General features: G+C 56.8%; 25 protein-coding genes. 19 read left to right on the plus strand and 6 right to left on the minus strand.

The window, feature by feature from the left end:
- Position 1: 1 nt before the first annotated feature.
- The 3 genes from lolD to queF all read left to right on the plus strand — a co-directional run bounded on the left by lolD (position 2) and on the right by queF (position 2,966).
- On the plus strand, positions 2 to 685 hold the full coding sequence (gene lolD / locus GE543_RS13160) for a lipoprotein-releasing ABC transporter ATP-binding protein LolD (RefSeq protein ID WP_172452211.1): 684 nt from the start codon (positions 2 to 4) through the stop codon (positions 683 to 685).
- 75 nt (positions 686 to 760) lie between these two features.
- Positions 761 to 2,005 (plus strand): lipoprotein-releasing ABC transporter permease subunit, encoded by a 1,245-nt coding sequence (locus tag GE543_RS13165; RefSeq protein WP_153221612.1) that lies wholly within the window; start codon positions 761 to 763, stop codon positions 2,003 to 2,005.
- Positions 2,006 to 2,135: 130 nt separating this feature from the next.
- Complete coding sequence (gene queF, locus GE543_RS13170; protein ID WP_046270212.1) at positions 2,136 to 2,966, plus strand: NADPH-dependent 7-cyano-7-deazaguanine reductase QueF; 831 nt, start codon at positions 2,136 to 2,138, stop codon at positions 2,964 to 2,966.
- A gap of 152 nt (positions 2,967 to 3,118) precedes the next feature.
- Here the strand turns inward: queF and GE543_RS13175 are convergent, their stop codons facing one another.
- Positions 3,119 to 3,388, minus strand: coding sequence for a DUF4404 family protein (locus GE543_RS13175; RefSeq protein WP_003315072.1), 270 nt, complete (start codon positions 3,386 to 3,388; stop codon positions 3,119 to 3,121).
- A gap of 103 nt (positions 3,389 to 3,491) precedes the next feature.
- Positions 3,492 to 4,100: an HAD family phosphatase gene (locus tag GE543_RS13180; protein WP_153221613.1), complete on the minus strand. Its 609-nt coding sequence runs from the start codon at positions 4,098 to 4,100 to the stop codon at positions 3,492 to 3,494.
- Positions 4,101 to 4,299: 199 nt separating this feature from the next.
- Between GE543_RS13180 and GE543_RS13185 the strand changes: the two genes are divergently transcribed.
- Entirely contained in the window at positions 4,300 to 5,001 is a 702-nt protein-coding gene (locus GE543_RS13185) for a VacJ family lipoprotein (RefSeq protein ID WP_003415908.1), read from the plus strand.
- Between the two features lie 88 nt (positions 5,002 to 5,089).
- Here GE543_RS13185 and GE543_RS13190 read toward each other — a convergent pair whose 3' ends face one another.
- Complete coding sequence (locus GE543_RS13190) at positions 5,090 to 5,389, minus strand: PilZ domain-containing protein (RefSeq protein WP_004410282.1); 300 nt, start codon at positions 5,387 to 5,389, stop codon at positions 5,090 to 5,092.
- Positions 5,390 to 5,656: 267 nt separating this feature from the next.
- On the opposite strand from GE543_RS13190, the gene rssB reads away from it, so the two are divergent.
- Positions 5,657 to 6,841 (plus strand): two-component system response regulator RssB, encoded by a 1,185-nt coding sequence (gene rssB / locus GE543_RS13195; protein ID WP_003407019.1) that lies wholly within the window; start codon positions 5,657 to 5,659, stop codon positions 6,839 to 6,841.
- Entirely contained in the window at positions 6,838 to 7,323 is a 486-nt protein-coding gene (gene rssC, locus GE543_RS13200) for an anti-sigma factor antagonist RssC (RefSeq protein ID WP_003315067.1), read from the plus strand. The genes rssB and rssC overlap by 4 nt, the downstream gene beginning before the upstream one ends.
- 85 nt (positions 7,324 to 7,408) lie before the next feature.
- Here the strand turns inward: rssC and tal are convergent, their stop codons facing one another.
- Entirely contained in the window at positions 7,409 to 8,338 is a 930-nt protein-coding gene (gene tal, locus GE543_RS13205; RefSeq protein ID WP_003415912.1) for a transaldolase, read from the minus strand.
- Between the two features lie 353 nt (positions 8,339 to 8,691).
- Between tal and GE543_RS13210 the strand changes: the two genes are divergently transcribed.
- The 4 genes from GE543_RS13210 (at position 8,692) to GE543_RS13225 (ending at position 12,113) form a co-directional block, all read left to right on the plus strand.
- Entirely contained in the window at positions 8,692 to 9,954 is a 1,263-nt protein-coding gene (locus GE543_RS13210) for a M20/M25/M40 family metallo-hydrolase (RefSeq protein ID WP_178118603.1), read from the plus strand.
- 137 nt (positions 9,955 to 10,091) lie between these two features.
- The gene (locus GE543_RS13215; RefSeq protein WP_046271655.1) at positions 10,092 to 10,535 is read left to right on the plus strand and encodes a LexA family transcriptional regulator; all 444 of its coding nucleotides are present in this window, start codon (positions 10,092 to 10,094) and stop codon (positions 10,533 to 10,535) included.
- A gap of 78 nt (positions 10,536 to 10,613) precedes the next feature.
- Positions 10,614 to 10,853 carry a hypothetical protein gene (locus tag GE543_RS13220; RefSeq protein ID WP_046271656.1) on the plus strand — a complete coding sequence of 80 codons (240 nt, stop codon included), beginning with the start codon at positions 10,614 to 10,616 and terminating at the stop codon, positions 10,851 to 10,853.
- Between the two features lie 132 nt (positions 10,854 to 10,985).
- Complete coding sequence (locus tag GE543_RS13225; protein ID WP_178118608.1) at positions 10,986 to 12,113, plus strand: sensor histidine kinase; 1,128 nt, start codon at positions 10,986 to 10,988, stop codon at positions 12,111 to 12,113.
- A gap of 93 nt (positions 12,114 to 12,206) precedes the next feature.
- Here the strand turns inward: GE543_RS13225 and GE543_RS13230 are convergent, their stop codons facing one another.
- Positions 12,207 to 12,500 (minus strand): hypothetical protein, encoded by a 294-nt coding sequence (locus tag GE543_RS13230; RefSeq protein ID WP_178118604.1) that lies wholly within the window; start codon positions 12,498 to 12,500, stop codon positions 12,207 to 12,209.
- Between the two features lie 79 nt (positions 12,501 to 12,579).
- Positions 12,580 to 13,395 (minus strand): isocitrate lyase/phosphoenolpyruvate mutase family protein, encoded by an 816-nt coding sequence (locus GE543_RS13235; RefSeq protein ID WP_153221616.1) that lies wholly within the window; start codon positions 13,393 to 13,395, stop codon positions 12,580 to 12,582.
- Positions 13,396 to 13,538: 143 nt separating this feature from the next.
- On the opposite strand from GE543_RS13235, the gene GE543_RS13240 reads away from it, so the two are divergent.
- The 9 genes from GE543_RS13240 to dusA all read left to right on the plus strand — a co-directional run bounded on the left by GE543_RS13240 (position 13,539) and on the right by dusA (position 22,435).
- Positions 13,539 to 14,648, plus strand: coding sequence for an alpha/beta fold hydrolase (locus GE543_RS13240; RefSeq protein WP_010426059.1), 1,110 nt, complete (start codon positions 13,539 to 13,541; stop codon positions 14,646 to 14,648).
- Positions 14,649 to 14,663: 15 nt separating this feature from the next.
- Positions 14,664 to 15,593 (plus strand): ThiF family adenylyltransferase, encoded by a 930-nt coding sequence (locus tag GE543_RS13245; RefSeq protein WP_046237081.1) that lies wholly within the window; start codon positions 14,664 to 14,666, stop codon positions 15,591 to 15,593.
- 43 nt (positions 15,594 to 15,636) lie between these two features.
- Complete coding sequence (locus tag GE543_RS13250; RefSeq protein WP_011267319.1) at positions 15,637 to 16,860, plus strand: MFS transporter; 1,224 nt, start codon at positions 15,637 to 15,639, stop codon at positions 16,858 to 16,860.
- Positions 16,835 to 17,494 (plus strand): GNAT family N-acyltransferase, encoded by a 660-nt coding sequence (locus tag GE543_RS13255; protein WP_032660527.1) that lies wholly within the window; start codon positions 16,835 to 16,837, stop codon positions 17,492 to 17,494. Before GE543_RS13250 ends, GE543_RS13255 begins: the two co-directional genes overlap by 26 nt.
- 41 nt (positions 17,495 to 17,535) lie before the next feature.
- Positions 17,536 to 18,804, plus strand: coding sequence for a diaminobutyrate--2-oxoglutarate transaminase (ectB, locus tag GE543_RS13260; RefSeq protein ID WP_178118605.1), 1,269 nt, complete (start codon positions 17,536 to 17,538; stop codon positions 18,802 to 18,804).
- Positions 18,804 to 19,514: a TenA family transcriptional regulator gene (locus GE543_RS13265; protein ID WP_024649018.1), complete on the plus strand. Its 711-nt coding sequence runs from the start codon at positions 18,804 to 18,806 to the stop codon at positions 19,512 to 19,514. Before ectB ends, GE543_RS13265 begins: the two co-directional genes overlap by 1 nt.
- Positions 19,515 to 19,521: 7 nt before the next feature.
- On the plus strand, positions 19,522 to 19,968 hold the full coding sequence (locus GE543_RS13270) for a cupin domain-containing protein (protein WP_024649019.1): 447 nt from the start codon (positions 19,522 to 19,524) through the stop codon (positions 19,966 to 19,968).
- 283 nt (positions 19,969 to 20,251) lie between these two features.
- The gene (locus tag GE543_RS13275; RefSeq protein ID WP_046237085.1) at positions 20,252 to 21,175 is read left to right on the plus strand and encodes a LysR family transcriptional regulator; all 924 of its coding nucleotides are present in this window, start codon (positions 20,252 to 20,254) and stop codon (positions 21,173 to 21,175) included.
- Between the two features lie 240 nt (positions 21,176 to 21,415).
- Positions 21,416 to 22,435 carry a tRNA dihydrouridine(20/20a) synthase DusA gene (gene dusA, locus GE543_RS13280; RefSeq protein ID WP_010426081.1) on the plus strand — a complete coding sequence of 340 codons (1,020 nt, stop codon included), beginning with the start codon at positions 21,416 to 21,418 and terminating at the stop codon, positions 22,433 to 22,435.
- The last annotated feature ends 5 nt before the right edge of the window (positions 22,436 to 22,440 follow it).

Here is a 22,440-nt window from a genome sequence, read left to right on the forward strand (position 1 = left end):
CATGTCTGATAAAGCAGTATTGAGTTGCCGCAACCTGGGTAAATCCTACGAGGAAGGCCCGGAGTCGGTGGTGGTGTTGTCCGGCCTGCAGCTGGAGTTGCACCCTGGCGAGCGTGTCGCGATCGTCGGCAGTTCGGGGTCGGGCAAAAGTACCTTGCTCAACCTGCTGGGCGGGCTGGACACGCCGTCCGAAGGCAGTGTCTGGCTAGCTGGCGAGGAGTTGTCGGCGCTGGGCGAAAAGGCTCGCGGCCTGCTGCGTAACCGGGCGCTGGGTTTCGTCTACCAGTTCCACCATCTGCTGCCCGAATTCACCGCGCTTGAAAACGTCTGCATGCCGTTGTTGATCGGTCGTACGCCGATCCCCGAAGCCCGCAAGCGCTCCACCGCATTGCTGGAGCGTGTCGGCCTCGGTCATCGTCTGGCGCATAAGCCTTCGGAGCTGTCCGGTGGCGAGCGCCAGCGTGTGGCGATTGCCCGTGCCCTGATCAATCAGCCGGGTCTGGTGATGCTGGACGAGCCGACCGGCAACCTCGATCACCACACGGCGCAGGGCATTCAGGACCTGATGCGTGAACTGAGCACGTCGTCGCGCACGGCGTTTCTGATCGTGACCCACGACATGAGCCTGGCCCGGCAAATGGACCGTGTCCTGCGTCTGGAAGACGGCCGCCTCGTCGAGGCCTGATCGACCCGGCCCGGCGCAATTCATCGCGCCGGGTTCCAGTTTTTATACGGTGTATTTTTCCACGGTGCTTCGCGAATGTTCAGACCGTTACCCATCTTCATCGGCATGCGCTATACCCGCGCCAAACGCCGCAAAAGCTTCATCTCGTTCATTTCGATGACCTCGATGATCGGTCTGGCACTCGGTGTCCTGGCGATGATCGTGGTGCTGTCGGTCATGAACGGTTTTCAGCGGGAAATGAGCTCGCGGATTCTCGGCATGGTGCCGCACGCGGTCATTGCCGGTACCACGCCGGTCGATGACTGGAAACCGCTGGCCGACGCTGCGCTGAAAAACCCTGAAGTCACCGCTGCCGTGCCGTTCACCGACATGGAAGGCATGCTGTCCTACAAGGGCTCGATGCAGCCGATCCAGATCAGCGGCGTAGACCCGGCGCTGGAACATGAAGTGTCAATCGTCACGCAGCACATCACCCGCGGAAGCCTCGAAGACCTCAAGCCGGGCGAGTTCGGCGTGGTGCTGGGCGACATTACCGCACGCCGCTTCCGCTTGACCATCGGCGACAAGCTGACGCTGATCGTTCCTGAAGTCAGCAGCGCCCCTGGCGGCATCACGCCGCGCCTGCAACGCCTGACCGTCGTGGGTATCTTCAAGGTCGGTGCCGAGCTGGACGGTTCGATGGGCCTGATCAATATCGCCGATGCGGCGCAGATGCAGCGCTGGCAGCCCAATCAGGTTCAAGGTGTGCGACTGGCGCTCAAGGATCTGTACAAGGCGCCCCAGGTGTCCACCGCCATTGCCGCCGGTCTGGGTGATGGCTATCGCGCCGATGACTGGACCCACACCCAGGGCAGCCTGTTCAGTGCCATGAAGATGGAAAAGACCATGATCGGTCTGTTGCTGCTGATGATCGTCGCTGTGGCTGCGTTCAACATCATTGCCACGTTGATCATGGTGGTCAACGACAAGGGCGCAGACATCGCCATCCTGCGCACCATCGGCGCCACGCCGCGGCAGATCATGGCGATCTTTGTGGTTCAGGGCACCGTCATCGGCATCGTCGGTACATTGATCGGCGGCATCCTGGGGATTATTGCGGCGCTGAACGTCAGCAGCCTGGTGGGCTGGGTCGAGCGGGTCAGCGGTCAGCACATCTTCAGTTCCGATGTGTACTTCATCAGCAACCTGCCTTCCGAACTGCAGGCCGGTGACGTGCTGCTGATCTGCAGTGCCGGGTTTATCCTGAGCTTTCTGGCGACCATCTACCCCGCGTGGCGCGCCGCGCAGATCCAGCCAGCGCACGCACTGCGTTACGAGTGACAGTGCCTGAGCCACCTTCGTCGAGGCCGCAGAGCGGCCCGCGAGGGTGGCGGGGCAGCGCGGATTTTCGCTGAAAGCCCCACGCAAACGCTATAAACTCGCCGCGTTAATTCATGATTCAGGTATCGCCATGCATCCCGCAGCCGAACACTCGCCGCTGGGCAAGTCCAGTGAGTACATCGCCACCTACACGCCGTCGCTGCTGTTCCCGATCCCTCGTGCCGCAAAATGGGCCGAGCTTGGGCTCACCGCGCAGACGCTGCCTTATCAGGGTGTCGATTTCTGGAACTGCTACGAGCTGTCATGGCTGCTGCCGTCCGGCAAGCCGGTGGTGGCCATTGGCGAGTTCAGTATTCCGGCCGAATCGCCGAACATCATCGAATCGAAGTCGTTCAAGCTGTACCTCAATTCGTTGAATCAGACGGCATTTGCGAGCGTCGAACAGCTGCAGACCACGCTCGAACAGGACCTGTCGGCCGCGGCGGGCAAGCCGGTCGGCGTGCGTATTCGCAGCCTGGCGGAAATCGAAGAAGAAGGTGTCGCGGCGTTGCCGGGCCTGTGTATCGACGACCTGGACATCTCGGTCAGCAGCTATGACCGGCCGCAGCCCGAGTTGCTGCGTTGTGATGACTCGCGGGTGGTGGAAGAGAGCGTGCACAGTCATCTGCTCAAATCCAACTGTCCGGTCACCAGCCAGCCTGACTGGGGCAGTGTGGTGGTCGAATATCGCGGTGCGGCGCTGGATCACGCCAGCCTGCTGGCCTACATCGTCAGCTTCCGCCAGCACTCGGACTTTCACGAACAGTGCGTAGAAAGAATCTTTCTCGACCTGCAGCGTCTGCTCAAGCCAGAGAAGCTGACGGTCTACGCACGTTACGTGCGCCGTGGGGGGCTGGACATCAACCCGTACCGCAGCACTGAAACGCTCGACGTGGACAATCGCAGGCTGGCGCGGCAGTAATATTGTTTGAGGCCCGAGGAGCGAACGCAGAGCGTGCGGAACGGCATCCCCACGCGGAGCGTGAGGAACGACAGGTATCAGTAGTGCTGATGCTCCGCGTCGCACCGCGCATCAGCGGCCGAACGCAGAGCTATCAGAACAACATCTCCCAATCAGACTCCGATATTGCCCAGTGTCTGCACGATGTTGCGCAGAGTGCCGGCGATGGTCGGATGCTCCAGCTCGAAACGCTCGACGGCCAGATTCACGCCATCAGCCAGGCTGCTGTCCTGCTCGTGGGTGGCCTGTTCCAGCTGAATTTTAGTTTCAATTTGTTGCATGAGCTCGTGCAGGTTCTCCCGCTCGGACTCTGACATCGGCGGGTTATGCTCCAGTTGCTCGCGCAGGGTATTGAGTTGTTCTTGCAGTTCGCGGGCGGGCATGACGTGCTCCTTGATTGATAAGTCTGTCTCATGGACTTCGCCGGAGAGCTAAAGGTCCATGTTCAATCAAGACTAATCCAGTCTGCGCCCGGCTGCATATGTATCAGGGTTTTTCGCCCTTGCTGCGTCGCAGGGCGATGTCGGCCAGGCAGGATTCCAGCTCGCCCAGATGGTCGATCACCGAATGCACCCCCAGCGAATAGAGTTTGAGCGTGGCCTGCGCGCGTCGCTGTTCGCGTTCGGCATTGCTGAGTGCCTGCCATTGTGAAGGCGAGAGCCCGCACAGCGGTCCGCAGGATGCCAGGCCAATGGTCCACAGCCCGGCGTTCAGCCCGGACTGCAACAGGCGCGGGTCGCCGCTGATCAGTACGCAGCCATCCAGATGGCTGACTTTCAGGGCCATCAATGCCATCCAGCAAGCATCCGGTGCGGGCCAGCCTGCGGTCGGGCGGGGGGCGGGAATCATCCAGTCATTGACCGGCACAGCCAGTGCGGCGCTCATGCTTTCAGGCAGTTCATCGAGCCAGGCGCATGGCATGCTCTGGTCACGCAGCGTTTGCAGAATAGCCTTTGCACCCGGTGTGAACTGCGTGTGCTCATCGCCGGGTGTGCGCGAATTTGCGGCCTGCGCACCGAAGTCCACCAAGCAGCCGCTGAGGCCGAACAGCAGGGCAGGGAAGGTTGGCAAAGGCGTGAGGACCGGGGCGAGCATGGGGATCTCTCTGAAATATCGAGAAACGCTACCGATCTTTTGTGACACTTCGATGAATGTGCGATGACGGAGTTTATCCGGAACCCTTTGCTGACAGACCTGCCTTATTCTCGACAGAAGGCTTTATACTCCCTGTCCTAGCGTGTGGGGGCGTAGCACCCGCGTCATTATTTCGATATCTCGATCAGGAGTGTCAGCTATGCCCGTGACCGGTGCAGGCTTTATCAAACGTTTGCTGCAATTGTCCCTGTGTGCCGGCATCGCGCTGGTTCCGGTGGCCGTGCAGGCCGCTGAAGATGATCCGTGGGAAGGCATCAACCGTCCCATTTTCAAATTCAACGATACCCTTGACGCTTACACGCTCAAGCCGCTGGCCAAGGGGTATCAGTACATCGCACCGCAATTCGTCGAAGACGGTATCCATAACTTCTTCAGCAACATCGGCGATGTCGGCAACCTGGCGAACAACGTGCTGCAGGCCAAGCCTGAAGCGGCGGGCGTCGACACTGCGCGCCTGATCGTCAACACCACCTTCGGCCTGCTGGGCTTCATCGACGTGGGTACCCGCATGGGCCTGCAACGCAACGATGAAGACTTCGGTCAGACGCTGGGCTACTGGGGTGTGCCGAGCGGCCCGTTCGTGGTCATTCCGTTCCTGGGGCCAAGCACCGTACGTGATGCGTTCGCCAAGTACCCGGACACCTATACCTCGCCTTACCGCTACATCGATCACGTCCCGACCCGTAACACGGCGCTGGGCGTCAACCTGATCGATACACGTGCCAGCCTGCTGTCTGCCGAGCGTATGGTCAGCGGTGATCGCTACACCTTCATTCGCAATGCCTATTTGCAGAACCGCGAGTTCAAGGTCAAGGATGGCAAGGTCGAAGACGATTTTTAATCGCTACTTTGCCTCTGCATGAATCAATAAAGGCGACCCTGGGTCGCCTTTATTATTTTGTAAAAGTGTGAACCGGTTCCGCCCGTTTTCATTTCATCGAGATGATTGAAAGCCCCAGTTTCTGTCCACCACCTTCTTCATCATTCACCCAGACCACCTCGGTTTCGGCTTCAAGCCCCTTGAGCGCAGGATGGTCAGAGTCAATGCGCACGCTGAGTTTGTCTCTCACCTGGAACGAGCGTGGCGCCTGAACCTGCATGCCCGAGCTGGAAAGGTCAATGCATACGGCAGGGATCACCTGACCGGCGTGGATCAGGTTGACGTCTGCCTCGACGCGCATGCGGATGTAATCCCGCTTTTCCTCGTAGTCGCGATCATTTCGACTCATGTACAGTCCTTCGTTTTAGTTGCTGATTTGTGAGTTCTTATAACTCTGGGTGATTTGCGATGTAAAGAGCGCAAAGTGAGGGTAGGAGCATGCTTGAAACACCCGTCGGATGGGAGTACCGTCTGCGCCTTGAAGGGCACCTCTGAAACACGACAGACTTATCAAGTTGTTGCGTGTTATTGCGGAGAGGCTAGAAGCGAATCCAGTAAGCGGGTTCCGGTAATCCCGGGCCGCCTACGCCAACCTGATCTGGCGCCGTTTGCCCCCATGCCAAAAACCAGTGCCAAGCTGCTGATTATCGATGACGACGACGTAGTGCGCGCAAGCCTTGCCGCCTACCTTGAAGACAGTGGCTTCAGCGTTCTGCAAGCGAGCAATGGCTTGCAGGGAATTCAGATCTTCGAGCAGGAGAACCCCGATCTGGTGGTCTGCGACTTACGCATGCCACAGATGGGCGGGCTTGAGCTGATCCGTCAGGTCACCGCCATCGCTCCGCAAACGCCTGTCATCGTCGTTTCCGGCGCGGGCGTGATGAGCGATGCAGTCGAGGCCTTGCGCCTTGGCGCTGCCGACTACCTGATCAAGCCCCTCGAAGATCTTGCCGTACTCGAGCATTCAGTGCGTCGTGCGCTGGATCGGGCGCGCCTGCTCACTGAAAACCAGGTCTATCGCGAAAAGCTGGAAAAGGCCAATCGCGAGCTCGAAGCCAGCCTGCACCTGTTGCAGGAAGACCAGGACGCGGGTCGGCAAGTGCAGATGAACATGCTGCCGATCACACCGTGGTCGATCGACGCGTTCAAGTTTGCGCACCAGATCATTCCGTCGTTGTACCTGTCCGGCGATTTTGTCGATTATTTCAGGGTCGACGAACGGCGCGTCGCTTTCTATCTGGCCGATGTTTCAGGCCATGGCGCGTCATCGGCATTCATTACCGTGCTGCTGAAGTTCATGACCACGCGGCTGCTGTTCGAGTCCAAGCGTGGTGGAACGCTCCCGGAGTTCAAGCCTTCGGATGTGCTGGGGCATATCAACCGCGGCCTCATCAGTTGCAAGCTGGGCAAGCACGTTACGATGGTCGGCGGTGTTATCGACGAAGAGTCAGGTAAACTGACGTACGCAGTGGGCGGACATCTGCCATTGCCTGTGCTGTACTCCGAAGGGCAGGCGCATTATCTGGAAGGTCGTGGACTCCCGGTAGGGTTGTTCAATGAAGCCACCTACCAGGATCATGAAATCGATCTGCCCGAGTCCTTCAGTCTGACCATGTTGTCTGATGGCATACTGGACTTGTTACCCGGTGATACACTCAAAGAGAAAGAAGCCGTCCTTCCCGAACTGGTCAAGGCGGCTGGCGGCAGCCTGGATGGCTTGCAGCGGGTTTTTGAATTGGCAACGCTAGGGGAGATGCCGGATGATATCGCCTTGTTAGTGTTAAGCAGGAATCTTGAATGAGTACCGGTAGAATCCAGTTCGCCGAGCAGGAAGGCACCTTCGTTCTCAAGTTCGTGGGTGAAGTGCGGTTGACGCTGTGTTCGGCCCTGGATGCGACTATCGAGCGCATCTTCACTGCGCTGAATTTCTCGGCGGTGGTCATTGATCTGACCGAAACGCGCAGCATTGACAGCACCACGCTTGGCCTGCTGGCCAAACTGTCGATTCTGTCGCGCCAGAAGGTAGGCCTGTTGCCGACCCTTGTGACCACTCACGAGGACATTACGCGCCTGTTGCAGTCGATGGGCTTCGATCAGGTCTTCAACATCGTTGACCGGCCTCTGCCGCGGCCTGAGTGCCTGACTGATCTGCCTTCACAGGACCAGTGCGAGGAAGTGGTGAAAGCCAAGGTGCTTGAAGCGCACAAGATCCTCATGGGCCTCAACGACTCCAATCGTGAAGCGTTCCATGATCTGGTCAATGCACTGGAAGGTCAGCGCTAGGCACCAGTTGCGTCTGTCTCTCTGATCTCAGAACGGCAGGCAGCAAAAAGGGCGACACCTGCGAAGGTGTCGCCCTTTTTCATGTTCAGGCTTTTTTGGCGGAGAGCAGTGCTTCCAGCTTTTCCTGATCGCGAGCGAACTGGCGAATACCTTCAGCCAGCTTTTCAGTGGCCATGGCGTCTTCGTTGGAAGCCCAGCGGAACTGGCTCTCGGTCAGGCTCTGACGCGCTTCGCCGGCGTTGCCCGGTGCAAGCTTGCGTTCCAGAGTGCCGGTGTCTTCGGCCAGCTTCTTGAGCAGGTCGGTGCTGATGGTCAGGCGATCACAACCGGCCAGCTGTTCGATCTGGTTCAGGTTGCGAAAGCTCGCACCCATGACCACGGTCTTGAAGTCGTTGGCCTTGTAGTAGTTGTAGATGCGCGATACCGACTGCACGCCCGGGTCTTCTGCGCCGGTGTAGTCGGTGCCTGTCGACTTCTTGTACCAGTCGTAGATACGGCCCACGAACGGCGAAATCAGGAACACCCCGGCCTCGGCGCAGGCGACTGCCTGGGCGAAGGAGAACAGCAAGGTCAGGTTGGTCTGGATGCCATCCTTCTCGAGCTTTTCAGCTGCGCGGATACCTTCCCAGGTGGCGGCCAGTTTGATCAGCACCCGATCACGCTTGATGCCTGCGGCGTCGTACAGACCGATCAAGCGCTCGCTGCGTTCGATCAGGGCGTTGGTGTCGAAGGAGAGGCGTGCGTCCACTTCAGTGGATACGCGACCCGGAACCACCTTGAGAATCTCCTGACCGATGGCGACTGCAAAGCGGTCGCAGGCCAGGCCGATGTCGCCCTTGCTACCGTCGAACGCTTCGCCCAGCATCTTGGCGTTGTTAGCGTCGGAAGCGGCCTTGAGCAGCAGGGAAGGGTTGGTGGTGGCGTCCTCGGGTTCGAGGCTCTTGATTGCGCCGAAGTCGCCGGTGTCAGCAACAACGGTGGTGAATTTCTTGAGTTGATCCAGCTTGGAAGTCATGAGCGTGCTCTGTCCTGTGCGGTTGGATGACATTACCCGAGCGCTGCCGACCACTCAAGGCCGCAGCGTTTACTGCTGCCGATGATAGGCCCTGAGGGACGGCATTGTCGTGAATACCTTTGTCTAGACTGTTTTTGAGCCTCGCACCGACTGCTTGTTCCCTTGATATGAATTTAACCTCTGCCGAGCGGCCTGCACGCTGCGGGATGGGTGCGACTATCAGACTATCGGTCCTGTGAAAGAGGGCTGCTGCATTGAGATGAGCCGGACTCGTAGCCGGGCTCGCCTGTGGCGTCGAGCGGCGCATTGGGGTAAAGATGCTGTTCAACTCGCGATCATCTGAAGGAACCAGCATGCATTCACGACGCTTCCCCATCACTGCCGCAATCGGATTTTCCCTGGCGTCCATGGGCCTGTTTTCCATGGCTGCCAACGCCGCCGAGCTGTCACCCGATCAGTTGCTGAAAAAAGCCCAGGCCGAACAACCGGCCTACCTCGACACGGTCCGGCAACTGGTCGATATCGACACAGGCACCGGCCAGGCACCCGGGCTGAAGACCGTCAGCGCCATGCTGGTCGAACGTCTCAAGGCACTGGGCGCAGAAGTCTCCACCACGCCGGCAGAGCCTTCGGCGGGGGACAATATCGTCGGTACCTTCAAAGGCAACGGCACGCGGTCTTTTCTGTTGATGGTCCACTACGACACAGTGTTCGGGCCGGGCACCGCCGCCAAGCGTCCCTTCAGACTCGACAGCGAGCGCGCCTATGGCCCTGGGGTGGCAGATGCCAAGGGCGGCGTAGCGATGATTCTGCACGCGCTGAAACTGTTGCAGAATGAGCAGTTCAAGGCGTTCGGTACGCTCACTGTGCTCTTCAACCCGGACGAGGAGACCGGCTCCAGCGGCTCGAAAAAAGTCATCGCCGAACTCGCTCGCCAGCATGACTACGTGTTTTCCTACGAGCCGCCTGACAAGGATGCCGTTACCGTCGCCACCAACGGCATCAATGGCCTGATTCTCGATGTCAAAGGCAAATCGTCACACGCAGGCTCCGCTCCCGAGGCCGGGCGTAATGCCGCCATCGAGCTGGCGCATCAGTTGCTGCAGCTCAAGGACCTCGGCGACCCGGGCAAAGGCACGACCGTCAACTGGACGCTGATCAAGGGCGGGGAGAAGCGCAACATCATTCCATCCAGCGCATCGGCCGAGGCGGACATGCGCTATTCCGACCTCAGCGAGAGCGACCGCGTACTGGCTGATGGCCAAAGGATCGTGAAGAAGACGCTGGTCGATGGCACCGAAGTGACCCTGCGAATGGAAAAAGGCCGACCGCCGCTGGCCAGAAACCCTGGCTCCGAGCAACTGGCGAAAACCGCGCAGACGCTTTACCAGAAAACAGGCCGCACTCTGGAGCCGATTGCCATGCGTTTCGGTACCGACGCGGGCTATGCCTACGTACCGGGCAGTGCCAAGCCTGCGGTGCTCGAAACCATGGGCGTGGTCGGCGCGGGCCTGCATGCCGACGATGAATACATTGAGTTGTCGAGCATCGCGCCCAGGCTTTACCTGACCGTGGCGTTGATCACGCAGCTGTCGAAGGGCGATGCGACACCCTGAGGGCCTGTGAGGTGAGGGCGGCAAGGCGTGGTCTCCGGTCCGCGCCATCTGTCGAGGTATCGGGCATGGCGATTGACCTGAGCGCCGATAAACGATTAACTGTATATGTATACAGTTAATCAGAAAAGGCTCGCCTCATGAGTGTTACCTTCCTTGGCCCGTTGTCGGCAGGGGGCATCAAGCTCCCGTTCATATCGCTGTCGTCCGTTGGCGCCAGATCGCCAGTGGTCGAGAAGCATGTTTCCATTGCCGAGCTTTGCGAGGTCCGTGAGCCGCACGCCTACCTGGCCAGGATCGAAGATCAGGGTATGCAAGGGGGCGGCATGTGCAGCGGGGACATGCTGGTGGTCGACCGCAGCCAGTACGCCGAGCACGGTGACATCGTCGTGGCCTCGCTCAATGCACGGCAGATCTGCCGACGTTTACACATGCGGGGTGATGTGGTGATTCTGGAATCGCAAAACCCGGATTACCCGCCACTGCATGTCACCGACAACGATGACCTGATCATCCTGGGCGTGGTGACCTACAGCCTGAAAAACCTGCTGGAGGGCCGCGCTGCATCATCAGCTCATCGATGAACAGCCGCATGTCCTTGCATTGCACGCCGCTGCGTGATCTGCTTCCCACTCTTTGGCTTTTAGCGGAATACCGAGCGCATGCAAGAACGACTTGACCAGTTACGGCTCCCCAAGCCTGTACAGGGAGAAATCAGTGATCTGGTAAGAGCGCTCGACGCAACCAGCACCCGCACCGACGTGGAAGCCGAAGCGGCGTTGCAGATCGAATACATTCACGGTCTTGAGACCAGCAGAAAGCTGCGTCCAGCCGATGCCGAAGCGCTTTACATCATTTTCGACGACGCAGTTCAGGCTCGTTTACAGGCACTTGCCGATTAGATTCGGTATTCCGCTATCCCCCTGACTGCGTGAACTTTACTTCAGACGTTATCTGTCCGCTTGATCGGGACGGGTTCCCGGCTCACCCTACGAATCTGCAATCAGCGGGCTCACGTTCAGGTTTGAATGGCTATGCGGTTATCAGGCTTCATCCTCGACAACATCGAGCCTATCGTGCGCGAGTGGACCGATTTCGCGCGCACCCTGTCCACCCTCGGCGAGCCTCTGGATACCACAGAGCTGAGAGATCATGTCGAGCAAATGCTGCGGGCTATCGCTACTGATCTGCAAACGGATCAATCGCTGCAGCAGCAGGTCGACAAATCGCAGGGCCACGCCGTGTCGCACGAAGACACGGCGGCGAGAATCCACGCAATCACCCGATTGATGTCTGGCTTCACCATTGATCAGGTGGTCTCGGAGTTTCGGGCATTACGGGCGAGCGTGATCAAACAGTGGATGTCGCAAGAGGCGCTGGATACTCAGCAGCAGATCGAAGACATGATCCGCTTCAATGAAGCCATAGATCAGGCCCTTGCCGAGTCTATTTCCAGCTACACAGGCGCGGTTCAGGCGTCACGCAATATCTTTCTGGGCATCCTCGGGCACGACTTGCGCACCCCGCTAAGCGCGATATTGCTGGGTGCCGACGTGTTGTTGCGCACCCATGATCTGGGCGCGCGGCCAACCAAAGTCGCCTCGAGGATCTATTCCAGCGTGAAGCGCGCCAACCAGATCGTTGGCGACTTGCTCGACTTCACGCGTTCGCAGATCGGCCCCGGCATCCCGCTGAAAAAGACCGAAATAGACATGCAACCCATCTGCGTCCGCATCGTTGAAGAATCGAGTACGGTCCATCCGGAAGCAGACATTCGCCTGACTTCAGACGAACCGGTCATTGGTCGCTTCGATGGTGATCGCCTCGAGCAGGTCTTCTCCAACCTCATTGGCAACGCCATACAGCACGGCAATAGCTCTGATCCCGTTGAAGTGACGCTGGCCGTCTCGGAGAGCGAGCTGCGCTTTACCGTCCACAACACCGGCAGCCCGATTCCCGAAGACGTGCTTCCGTTCATCTTCAACCCGATGGACCGCTATTCACCCGAAAAGATGACCGACAACGGACCTTATTCAAGCCTGGGGCTGGGCCTGTTTATCGTCGACAGGATTGTCGATGCGCACGGCGGGCGTATCGAGGTGACGTCGAAAGTGGAGCTGGGGACTACGTTTGCGGTCGTTATTCCGTTGAATGCGGGGTGAGGTCGCGTAGCGGCGATAGAGTTGCGACGCAACTGAAGAGCATTCGGATCAGAGCTGCCTGTCCCTGATAACGCGCCCGCCATGGCCTGAAAGTCAGCGCAGGATAATCACACCCTGACGTGCCACACGGATGAGATGCCTGTAGGTGTCCGATCTGCTGCCGTCGGGGGGAAGACGAATGATCAACAGGTCATAAGTATCATCGTCCCATAGACCCATGTCTGCACACCCGTCAAAAAGCCGCATGGCCGGGCTCAGTGCCGTCGCCAGGCCTGTCGTTGAAACGGGTAAGTTTTCAACGCCTGCCATCTCAGTTGCCAACTGCTCTGCTTTACCAAACCTCAGCGTCCGCCAAGCCAGACGAAAAGAGCGACGGTTGATCGTCACGCCGTTCTCGAGACCAATAACGGCATTTCGGTTTCTATCGGATATCACATGTATGCTCCATGCAAACACTCGATCCTGGCTAACGCATCACTTCATCGAGCTGATTCAGACTCAGTCCCGATTGTAGAAAATCCAGTCCCTGTGGTTCTTCCAATCCAAGTAAAACAGTCGAGATCTGCCGGTAGGCGTTACGAAACAGTGAGCTGCCCAGGCTGATCCGGCGAACGCCGACTGCCCTGAGTCTGTCAATCGTCATACCGAAAACAGGCAGGACGTTGAGAGGTTTGCTGATCGCTCTCTGAATCGCCTCAAGGTCCTCGATCGACTTCACGCCGGGTGCGAACAGACAATCGGCTCCAGCTTCTTCAAACGCGACCAGCCGTTCAATAACCTCGGTCAACGAATACGCGTGTGCTCCAAGCAGATAGTCGGTCCTGGCGGTGACGATGAAATCGGCATTGAGCGCGTGGGCGGCCTCACTCGCAGCGCGCACCCGATCGCACGCTTCTTCGATGGAGAAATACAGCGGGGTGTTCGGGTCATGATAGTCGGATATATCCTCAATGGACGCACCGGCGCAGCCGACGGTCAGGGCTCTTTTAAAATGCTCCTCGACCTTGCCCAGTGTTTTCGCCAGACCATTCTCCAGGTCTGCCGTCACGGGTATGTCCACTGCCCGAACGATGCGCTCAATCGCCGCAAATCGGTCTTCATTGTCCATCGAGGGAGATGAGTCGCGGTAGCCCTGTGCATAGGCAATCCCCGCGCTGGTGGTGCCGAGGCTGGCGTAGCCCAATTGCTGAATGAGGCGCGCGCTTCCCTCACACCATGCATTGGGCATGACGAATAACTCATCGCGTTCATGTAACTTTCTGAATGCCTGGCTGGTGTTCATAGCGCCTCCCTGAATGGCCAAGCATAGTCCTCTTCGCAGCACGCATGATTAAAAAAAAGTGAAGGGGCTTAAAAAAGTTTGAACAGACAACACGCAGCCCCTGTGGAATGCTTTTATCCACTTTATCGCAAGGACGTCGACTGATGAAAAGGATTGCTTCTGCTGCGTTGTTTATTGCGTCCTGTACCACCGCCTTAATGGTGAGCGCGGCGCCACTGCCTGCCAGTTCAGCCGCAAATATAGACGGTGTGGAAGTTCATACCGTCACGCTAAAAACTGACGCGATGAAAATGGCCCTCTGGCGTGACTCGCCGAAAGGGACCCACACTCAAACAATGAAAGAGTCACAAGTTGTTCTGTTTATTCATGGTGCAACCATTTCAGGTAATCTCTCGGCCGGGTACGCCATTGACGGGTATTCCTGGGCCCAAGACGTCGCCAATTCAGGACGCGAAGCCTGGGTGGTGGACCTGCCGGGGTATGGTCGTTCTGATGATTATTCGGAAATGCGCGAGGCCAGCCCACACGCCAACGGTGAGTCGGTGGGCAATGCCAAAAGCCTGGTGCCCGTGATTGATGCCGCCGTCGACTATGTATTGAAGTTTACCGGTGCTAAAAAGCTGACGATTATCGCCACGTCCAGGGGCGCGATACCGGTGGGGTACTACCTGAGCGCGCACGGCGAAAAAGTAGACAAGGTCGTGTTCAACTCGCCCATCGTCCGGCGTGATACCACAAGTCCGGAGATTGTCCGAGGCTTGTTCGGCAGTGCCGAAAGACCCGACAAGAGCTTTTATGAGATTCCGGTCGACAAGCGATTGTCCATGATAGAAGAAGACCGTCCGGCGGGCACCGAGACGCAGCTTGAACAAGGGTTTATAAAAAACTGGCCTGGTGATGCTGCGCTGGAAAGAGCGCATCAAAAGAACATGATTAAAGTACCCGGAGGCTTTGCCCAGGATATCTACGATGCCTGGCATGGCGTGTATTGGGACCCTGCCACAATCACGGTGCCCGTATTAATCACACGCGGGGATTATGATCATGTGCTGACCACCGCGGCGGATATCGACTGGCTGTACACACACCTGAGCAATGCTTCCAGTAAACGGTACGTGCTGATCGATAAAGGCACCCACGCCATGTTATTTGAAAAAAAGCGTTTCGAACTCTATCGCGAAGTACGGGTTTTTCTGGAAGGCTCATATAACCGATTGTCACTGGCCTGTAGTTTTTGCGGCGGCCGCAACTAAAGCAAGGAGCAGATCATGTTGAAGAAAGCACGCATTGTTAAATTTCCAGGCGTTTTCGACGAGCAGGTATACAACGAGCGGGTTTCACGCAGCGGTTGTTTTCTCGGCAATTCGAAACTGGAGCAGATGGCCAATCAGGGTAAGCTTTCCAATGCTGTTGTCGGCGTCGCAGGCGCAGGGGGTATTGGCGGTGCCGTGGCCCTCGGTCTGGCACGGTTGGGTGTAAGGCATATCAAAATTGCCGATCCCGATTCTTTCGACATCAGCAATATCAACCGACAGTTTGGTGCTTCAGTCGAAACCGTCGGTCGTAACAAGGCGTTGGTGGTCGCCGAGCTGGTTCACCGTTTGGCGGGGGACGTGAGCGTTGATGTGTTTCCGGAGGGTATACAGAAGCACACCGCTGAAGCGTTTGTAGAGGACTGTGATCTGGTGCTGGATCAAATGGACTTCTACAGCATTGCCGAGCGCTACGCACTGCACAGGGCGTACCGTCACTCAGCCAGGTGCAAAGGCTTGCTGGCATCCTCGGTGGTCGGTTGGGGCGCCAACATCTACAAGTTCGATAAGGCAGGTCTGACGCTGGAGGATTTTTACGATATTCCGGAAGAGGCGCAGATGACGCCTGAGCTGGTCGAAAGGCTGGTCATGCTCCAGGCCTCTTATCAGCCTCGTTTTCCGAGCATTCCCGATATTTTCAGCTGGATGAAAGAGACAGGAAACGTGCCTATTCTTTCCGTTGCGCCGACGGCCTCGCATTACCTGATTCTCTGTCGTTCAGCGCTGATGCTTTGCGACCTGGAGGGCGCACCGTACAGCACCGAACTTCCTCCCATGCCCAAGTATTACTGGTTCGACGGCTCTACGTTCGACAACGGTATTTATGAGTTCGACGGCACGTGGGCAAACCCCGAGGAGCATCGCAAACACTTCAATGTCAATTGAACCAGCTGGCCCCGATCGGGGCCAGCCCTTTGAGGAAGGCGCCGTGAACGAAGTGCTCGATACTCAGGAACGGCACAATATTTCCAGGTTCCTCCTGGCCTCCAGTCTGTGGTTCATTTGTGTGGGGATACAAAGCGTATTTCTGCCCTGGGTACTGATCAGCGTCGTTCATGCATCGGCCTTTCAATTTGGCATCGCCCAGATGTGCCTGATGTTGCCGGTGCTGCTGCTGGTGATCTATGGCGGTTATGTTGCCGATCGCAAGCCGGTGCGCAGGTTATTGGTCTGCGTGTACCTGGGTGGCGCGCTGACGGCATTGGTCTTCGCCGTCTGGAGCTACCAGTCCGCAATAACCTACGCCAACGTGCTGGTGTATGCGTTGGCCTTTGGCGTGCTGTCGGCCTTTTGTGCGCCCGCCAGAGAACTTTACTTGAATGTACTGGGCAAGAAACAGTTGCAAAAGATCGTCACTATAAACATCGGGATTGAGTTCGGGATTCAGACAGTGGGTTTCGCCATTGGAGGTTTTGCACCGCAGGTGGGCGTCGGTCTGATGTTCTTGTTGTTGTCGCTTCTGTTCGGGATGTCGTCTCTGGCCGCCTCTTATATTTCGGTGACCACGCCCAGCAAGCCTCATTCCGGCCTGATCGCTGAAACCAGTACCGCGCTGCGGTTTTCCATTCAGCACCCGGTCATCTTCCCGGTACTGTTATTGAACGGCCTGATCGGTGTGTTCTTTCTGGGCTCGTTTTTCGTCATGCTGCCCCTACATATTTCCCGGTTGCCGGGGTACGACGCCTCGTTGTTGGCGCTGTTCAATATCGTGTTTATGGTCGGGTTGATCGCTTCCGTCATTGTCTTGACCGTCAAGGGCGGGATAGAAAATAAATTACGGGCACTGATCAGTTCCTGCCTGCTCGCGTCGTTACTGCTGGCGGTTATCCCGTCCGTGCTCACAGAGTGGATTCTGTTTTTAGGGGTATTGAGTTGGGGGTTTCTGGGCGGTATTGCCCTCAGCATGGGGCAGACGCTGATTCAGGAAAATGCCCCTTCAGGCAATAAAGCTCAGGTGTTAGCGTTACTGATGTTGTTTTTCATGGGGGGCAGTCCGATAGGTTCTTTCCTGCTGGGAACACTTCTCGAGTTCGTTGAAGCGCCCGTCGTAGGTGTCATCAGTGCAGTCGCAATGATTGTTTCAATAATGGCAGTTTCCTATACCTACACGCTATGGAATGCACAACATGAACGGATCGACACTGTCCTTTGACGAAGCCACGTCGAAGGATTTCAAAGGTAACGTGCAACTTGCAAACTCTGATATCGAACTCGCCTTGGTCAAGGCTGTTTGGCAGGAAGTGTACAGCGAGGAGTTAGGTTGGCTGGACGGGGATGACACCGATCCTCGCAATGATCGCTACCATGCCAACTCGGTCTACTTGCTCGCCACTGACGAAGAGGGAGCCGCCGTGGGGGTCATGCGCATGATTATCGACGGGGACCAAGGTCTGCCCATCGACAACTTTGCCGATATTTCCGGGATACGGGCAACCGCGCAAGGCGCGCTCATCGAATGTGCGCGACTCATGGTTCCGGCCAGGCACCGCGATCAGATATTTTCGGCTTACCCCTACGGTATTTTTGCTGCCTTGGTAAAAGCGGCTTTGCAGTATTGCCTGAAAGAAAAAAACTACGACGTCCTTGCCAATTGTTTTATCGATACACCGCACACACCGATCAAAGCACTGGCCCACATGGGGTTCCGTGACTTGAACATTCGCTTTCGAGACGAGTTGCATGAAACGTCAGAGTGTACGGTTCTGCATTTGGACATCAAGGACATGCTGTCGATATTTTACGGGCCCGAGAAAAGCCTGGGCCATTACATCATGGCGCGAGCGTAGTTTAATTTTTCTGGGCAAGGGAAGCAGGCATGAACCCATCAATGGCTATCTACGAGCGTGAGTCGAATGTGCGTTCTTATTGTCGCGACTGTGACGTTGTGTTTGCGACGGCGCAAGGGGCAGTGATCGAAGACGTCGAGGGGCGGCAGTTCATCGACTTTTTTGCGGGGGCCGGATCACTGAACTATGGCCACAATAACCCGCGTTTGAAAAAAGAGCTGTTGGACTATATTCAGCAGGACGGCATCACGACAACCCTGGACTTTCACAGCGCTGCGAAGTCTCGGTTTATCGAACAGTTCGAGCGGATTATCCTCACGCCGCGGGGGATGAACTACAAACTGCAGTTCACCGGGCCCACGGGGACCAATGCAATCGAGGCCGCCTTGAAGCTGGCCCGCAAGATCACCGGACGCACTTGCATCGCTGCGTTTACCCATGCATTTCACGGCGTCACGCTGGGCTCGCTGGCGCTGACCGCCAACGCCGATAAAAGAGCCGTCTCTGGCGTAGAGCTGTCAAACGTCGTTCGACTACCTTATGACGGATTTCTGGGGCGTGACATTGACAGCGCGCATATCATTGAAACGACGTTCTCCTCAGCAGGCGCAGGTTTCGAGCCGCCGGCAGCCATTATTCTGGAAGTAGTGCAGGGCGAGGGCGGTTTGAATTGCGCGCGGCCGCAATGGTTACAGAGAATTCAACAGCTGTGCCGGGCCTCAGGTGCGCTGCTGATCATTGACGATATTCAAGCCGGTTGCGGTCGTACGGGCACGTTTTTCAGTTTTGAATCTGCCGATATATCCCCCGACATCATTTGCCTTTCAAAGTCCATCAGCGGTTATGGTCTGCCGATGTCACTGGTGCTGATAAAACCGGAGCACGATCAGTGGGCGCCCGGTGAACACAATGGCACCTTTCGTGGAAACAACACTGCATTCGTGACGGCTGCGGCGGCACTGAGCTACTGGCAAGACAACGCGTTCGAGCGCTCGATAGCGCAACGTTCCGCCGTCCTGCGCCTTGCACTGGAAAAAATAATTGCTCATTCACCCCCCGAGGCTGTCCGCATTGTCGGGAGAGGGCTGTTCATGGGATTGAGATTTGGCAACTCACGGCGCGCGAGCAGACTGTCTGCAGAATGCCTGTCCCAAGGTCTGCTTGTGGAAACCTGTGGCCCCTTGAATGAAGTGCTCAAGCTGATGCCGCCACTGACCATCGATCTGCCTGTACTAGAGCGCGGACTGGACATCTTGAAACGTGCCTACCTTTCTATCTTACACAACGAATCATCGCGAGGGATTGCCTGATGGATTTAATGGTTGGAGATACCCGTACATTGTCTGCCTGTGCGTTGGGCGATGAGTTCATCCTGCAAGAGCTTGCACAATTAAGAGACGAACTGATCCAGCAGGTTTTCGATCATCCTTTTCTGGTTCAGTGCCGTGCGGCAAGCATGCCGATAGACCGGCTGAAGAACTTTCTCGTGCAACAAGGAAAATACAGCCGTTATTTCACGCGGTACATCTGCCAGTTAATGAGTCATCTTGAGGGTGATGAAGATATTCTGGCAGTGTTCGAAAATCTTTTCGAAGAACTGGGTTTTGGTGAAGTCACCGAACCCACTCATTCGGCTATCTACCGTGAGATGTTGTGCTCCTTCGACCTGAACCTGGAGGCGCACGCCACGCTTCCTTCCACGCAGCACCTCATCGATACAATGATGAACTTTTGCAAACAGCCCAATGGTATTTATGGACTCTCGGCGTTGTGCCTGGGGGCCGAGGCCATTGTTCCTCATCTGTACAGTGACATTGTCACTGGCTTCTCGGGTCAGGGCGTTGCTGCAGAGAGGCTCAGGTTTTTCACGTTGCATATCGAATGTGACGATGGTCACGCGGACACCCTGTTGGCGATTCTGTCGCGTCTGGTGATGGAAAAACCGACTCGTTTTGAAATAGTCCGGCACGCCGCCGTCATGATGATCAAGGCGCGACTTGAGTTTCTCGATAAACTTTGAGGTGAGCATGAATAACCATACTTTTTCGTCCAGTGATTTCGTGCATGTCCCCGCCAGTCTGGCCGTTGGCGAGGACGTGGGCACGCTGTTACATGAAGGCGTCAGAACAACCACGCTGGACGCGTTCAGCAAAACAAGAAAGCACGAAGTTCATGTTGTCGACCTGCCGTCCAGGTCGATAAGCATGACCTTCGGTGCGCTACAGCCGCTGCAAGGGTCGGGCCTGCATCGGCATAACTATGAAACCATCATCTATATTATTTCAGGCACCGGTTTTTCGATGGTAGGAGAGACGCTCGTTGCCTGGACAGCTGGAGACGCCGTTTATATTCCCGTCTGGCGTTGGCACAAACACGTCAATACATCAGAGGACGCAGAGGTCACGTACATCGCCTGCGAAAATACACCTCTGCTGCAGGCGCTTGGCGTCGCGTTGCGGGAGGAAGCTTCCTGAACGAAGCTCGGTATCCGTGCCGCGGATGGGAGTCTGGACGTACCGAAGTTTTCATCCGTAAATGAACGGTCAGAAAGATGATCGGAACGCAGAAAATCGATTCAGCCCGCCGTTTTTTAACCCTATTTTCTCTGATGCTCAGGAATACTTTGCGAATACCCGCCAAATGGCCTAACTATAGAGGGAAGGAAAGCCGGGGTGCAGTGGAAAAACCCCGGAGCGGGAAAACACCCGGTCAGCAAAGTCGACCATCCGCTTTGCACCGGGTAAACAGGGAAAACGGATGTCTCGAATCTTTGATGTTGATACGCACCTCTGGCGCACGTTCAAATCGGTGAGCGAAACTCGAAGTATCACGCGGTCTGCGGTTGCGCTGTGCAAAACTCCACCTGCCATCAGCATGCAGATAAAAAAGCTGGAAGCACTTCTGGAACTGAAATTGTTCGTCAGAGGCGACGACGGTTTTCGGCTGACGGTCATTGGCGAAGAAGTATTGGCGGCCGCTGAAAAGATTCTCGCCATGCAGGACAATCTGTTCCGCTTGAAGAACAAGAACCCTGATAGCGAATTGCGTCTGGGCATGCCGGATGATTACGCACTCTTTTTTCTTCACGGGATTGTAAAAGCCCTGTCTCGATCAAACCCTGATCTCAAGATAAAGCTGGTCTGCAAGACGTCGTCGTTATTGATAGACGACGTCGACCAGGGTCGACTGGACATGGCCGTTGTCGCAGTGCCGGAATCTCGGGTCATGGAGCATTCTGAATACATCAGGCGTGAAGAACTGCACTGGATCGGCGATGCCAGGCTGATCAGGGCAGGGCATCCGATACCGTTGGTGCATTTTCCAGATGGTTGTATATGCCGAGAGGTCTCTGTCCAATCCTTGCAGTTTGCCGGGATGGCGTCCGAGATACGATTCACCTCAGAGTCCAATTTTGCCGTTTTCAATGCCATCAGTGCCGGTGTGGGTATTGGCGTGGGCGAGTTATCACTCATTCCGGGCGATACGCCTATTATCACAAGCTCGCTGCTTCCCGCATTGCCCGCCATACGGATGTCTGTAATCTCCAACAACGATCGCATTTCCAGAGCTGTCCTTTCCAGAATAAGCACCAGCGTTGTGAGGAGCGTCAATGCTGTCTGCGAGCAGAATATTCTTGGAAAAACACGCCCGGAAAATGCCTTTGCCGTTGGCGCTTTTTGACAGGTTCAGCTCCTGAGCCTGGAATCCGGCTGCAAATAACCACGTCATCAGGGCTGTCGCTTTCCTGATAAACTATCTGCCTTTCCCGATTGACCGCGTCAATGCGTGCGGGCCACTGTGTGGTCCCACGTATCGCTCGATTCAATTGAGCCATTCTCTCACTGACCGCCTCTCAATGATGCATGTTGTTGAGGCCAGCCAAGGGATGGCGATAACCCGCCGCGTAAAAGACCAATCCACATGAACATCGAAAACAACGAAGCCTCAGCAAACATAGGCGATCCGGTTGCAACAGTGTCCCGCCGCTTCTCCGTCGCCCCGATGATGGACTGGACCGACCACCACTGCCGCTACTTCATGCGCAAGCTCTCAAAGCACGCCTTGCTCTACACCGAGATGGTCACCACCGGTGCCTTGTTGCATGGCGACCGTGAGCGGTTCCTGCGGCATGATGAAAGCGAGCATCCGCTGGCATTGCAGCTGGGTGGCAGTACGGCGGCGGATCTGGCTGCGTGTTCGCGTCTGGCGCAAGAGGCGGGGTATGACGAGGTCAATCTGAACGTCGGTTGCCCGAGTGACCGGGTGCAGAACAACATGATCGGCGCGTGCCTGATGGCGCATCCCGAGCTGGTGGCGGATTGTGTGAAGGCGATGCGCGATGCGGTTGGTATTCCGGTCACGGTCAAGCACCGGATCGGTATCAATGGCCGTGACAGCTACGCCGAGTTGTGTGATTTCGTCGGCAAGGTTCAGGAGGCGGGTTGCCAGAGTTTCACGGTTCACGCGCGTATCGCGATTCTCGAAGGGCTGTCTCCCAAGGAAAACCGCGATATTCCGCCATTGCGGTATGACGTGGTCGCGCAGTTGAAGTCTGACTTTCCTGACCTGGAGATTGTGCTCAACGGCGGCATCAAGACGCTGGAGCAGTGCAGTGAGCATTTGCAGACGTTCGATGGAGTGATGCTGGGGCGTGAGGCTTATCACAATCCCTATTTGCTGGCGCATGTGGACCAGCAGTTGTTCGGCAGCACTGCGCCGGTCATCAGTCGTTACGATGCGTTGGAGTCGATGCGGCCGTACATTGCGGCGCACATTGCCAGCGGCGGCAACATGCACCACGTGACCCGGCATATGCTCGGTCTAGGCCTGGGCTTCCCTGGCGCGCGACGCTTCCGTCAGTTGCTGTCGGTTGACATACACAAGGCCGAAAACCCGATGCTGTTGCTGGATCAGGCCGCGGCGTTTCTGCAGGGGCATTGATCGCA

Source organism: Pseudomonas sp. SZ57 (assembly GCF_009495975.1).
In the GTDB taxonomy this organism is placed as follows: domain Bacteria; phylum Pseudomonadota; class Gammaproteobacteria; order Pseudomonadales; family Pseudomonadaceae; genus Aquipseudomonas; species Aquipseudomonas syringae.